The organism is Bartonella sp. PS7NMGDW (assembly GCF_042193585.1).
In the GTDB taxonomy this organism is placed as follows: Bacteria; Pseudomonadota; Alphaproteobacteria; order Rhizobiales; family Rhizobiaceae; genus Bartonella; species Bartonella grahamii.
This window is the reverse complement of sequence record NZ_JBHILX010000058.1, coordinates 1-2,073: the sequence shown is the minus strand read 5'-3', so window position 1 is coordinate 2,073 and position 2,073 is coordinate 1. Positions and strand designations below refer to the sequence as shown.

The 2,073-nt window shown below is 36.8% G+C and carries 2 protein-coding genes and 1 pseudogene; 2 read left to right on the top strand and 1 reads right to left on the bottom strand.

Annotated features, from left to right (window positions below):
• Window positions 1-190: 190 nt before the first annotated feature.
• Window positions 191-775 (bottom strand): annotated as a pseudogene (locus tag ACFIKJ_RS09080) (tyrosine-type recombinase/integrase); the annotation flags it as partial.
• Window positions 776-794: 19 nt separating this feature from the next.
• Between ACFIKJ_RS09080 and ACFIKJ_RS09075 the strand changes: the two are divergent.
• Window positions 795-1,412, top strand: coding sequence for a DNA adenine methylase (locus tag ACFIKJ_RS09075; protein ID WP_375670527.1), 618 nt, complete (start codon window positions 795-797; stop codon window positions 1,410-1,412).
• A 65-nt stretch (window positions 1,413-1,477) separates the two neighbouring features.
• Window positions 1,478-1,912 (top strand): helix-turn-helix domain-containing protein, encoded by a 435-nt coding sequence (locus tag ACFIKJ_RS09070; RefSeq protein WP_375670526.1) that lies wholly within the window; start codon window positions 1,478-1,480, stop codon window positions 1,910-1,912.
• The last annotated feature ends 161 nt before the right edge of the window (window positions 1,913-2,073 follow it).

Here is a 2,073-nt window from a genome sequence, read left to right as displayed (position 1 = left end):
CAAAAAATGGTAACAAATCATAACTATTTATTAACCACATTTTGGTTCATTTAGAAAGATGTTTTATTTATAGAAAACAATATTTTATCATACAATTTCTGATGTGATAATTTATGACTCTTATTGAGAAAGAATGAGAGACAAGAGAGAGAAAGTTATCCACAGATCATGGGGTTATTCACCCCATATCTTAAGATTGACCCGTGACATAAGCCGCCCATTTATCCATATAAACGCGGCGCTGTTCTAAATAGTCAGTCCGACGATAGGCACGCTCTACTTTACCTCCTACTGTATGACTTAGAATGGTTTCAGCGACCTCATAGGGGGCATCGGTTGTTTCAGCAAGCCAATTGCGTAAACTAGAGCGAAAGCCATGGGGGCAGGCATCAATCTTATTCTCTCTCATATACTTTGCCATACAACTATCAGCAAGGGGACCACGACCGGTTGCAGAAAAAAGAAACCCATTACGAGATAAAAGGCGTGCTTGTTTTAAGATTTCTAATGCCTCTGATGATAAGGGCACACGAAATTCTGTTGTAGCATCACGCAAACCTTTCATATTCTCAGCAGGGATAGTCCAGATATCTCCATCAACTTGATCTTTATGAATATGACACAAAGGATTGGTACGAACCCCTGTCAGAATAAGCAAACGCAAAGCCAGTTGTGTCATAGTTATTTTTTGACAAAGTGTTTTATAAAAAGCCGGCACATCTCTCCAATCCATGGCAGGTAAATTTTTGACTTTAAGGCGTTGTTTTCCTAATAAAAGATCAGTGAAATATTCCGTGATTAATGATTTGAATGGAGAGATCACGAATCTGTTTCAATGCGTTCAAAACCATTTTGATGATCTAGCCAAACGACTAGAATGGTTTGTTTGTTCAAGACAGTTGTTTTTTGAACTTGCGGCTATTGAACCAGAAAGCCTTTCCAAAGTTGAAAGAGCTGCTCGCTTTTTGTTTCTCCAACGTTGTGTGATGTATGGGAAAAAAGATTATGTCTCTTTTAGTTTTGGAAGAAAAAAGCCTACATTATTTAATCCCGATAAGCTTTTAGCAAGGATGCGGCGTGTTAGACAGAAGCTTCTTGATACGACGATCTTAAATTTGTCGTGGGAGCGAGTTGTCGAACTTTTTGATGCACCCGACAGTTTATTTTACCTAGACCCGCCTTATCTTGTAGAGAGGAGGTATTACAGCTCTGGGAATTTTGTTGAAGATGATTTTGTGAGTATGGCAAAAGTTCTCAAAAGCATCCAAGGAAGGTTTGTCTTGAGTCTGAATGATTGTGATGCGGTTCGAGAGATCTTTAGGGATTTTGATTTTTTAGAATTAGAGCCCCTTTGGACAGCAGGTACGGATAAAAAACCACCCCGAAAAGAACTCTTGATTCGCAATAATTGAAGAAAATCATAAAAAGATTTGTTAGGATCAGAAGAAATATTTCTTCTCTAATAGGACTTTTTTTGATGCTTACACCCTTTGGTAAAATTTTACGGAAACTTCGCATTGATCATTCAGAACGCCTCTTAGATATGGCTAAGAAATTAGACATATCTGTAGCATTTTTATCATCTGTAGAAATTGGCAAAAAGTCTGTTCCTGTAGGGCTAGAGGAAAAGATAATTGAACTCTATGCTTTAGATCAAGAGGTAGCAGAAATTTTGAGAAGAGAATCGGATGCTTGTCGTAAAAGTTTCACTATAAAGCCTTCTGATACATTCAGATGTGAAGCTGCTGGTATGTTTTCTAGACTGATAAATATTATTTCACAAGAAGATTTAGAACTATTAAAAAAATTATTAGAGAAAGCTGGCAAAAAGAATACGCTTTGTAAAGGAAAGTCTGAAAATCCTATTCCCGAACCTAATTATATGCTCCCTAACCTTAAAAAATATAAATAAAATCAATAGTTTATTGCAATTAAATTTAAGATTCGAATTCAGGTACCCCAGCCAATTCTAGTGAAATTAGTTAATCAAATTTCAGCTTGAGAGTGGATCAATCCCCTTAACCGTCTGTTGCTATTCATAGCAAGTCTGGTAAGCTGAAAAATACCCATTTG

Bases quoted from the DNA above. Each gene is read 5' to 3' on its own strand.
- ACFIKJ_RS09070 (WP_375670526.1), top strand. From the start codon at position 1,478: ATGCTTACACCCTTTGGTAAAATTTTACGGAAACTTCGCATTGATCAT.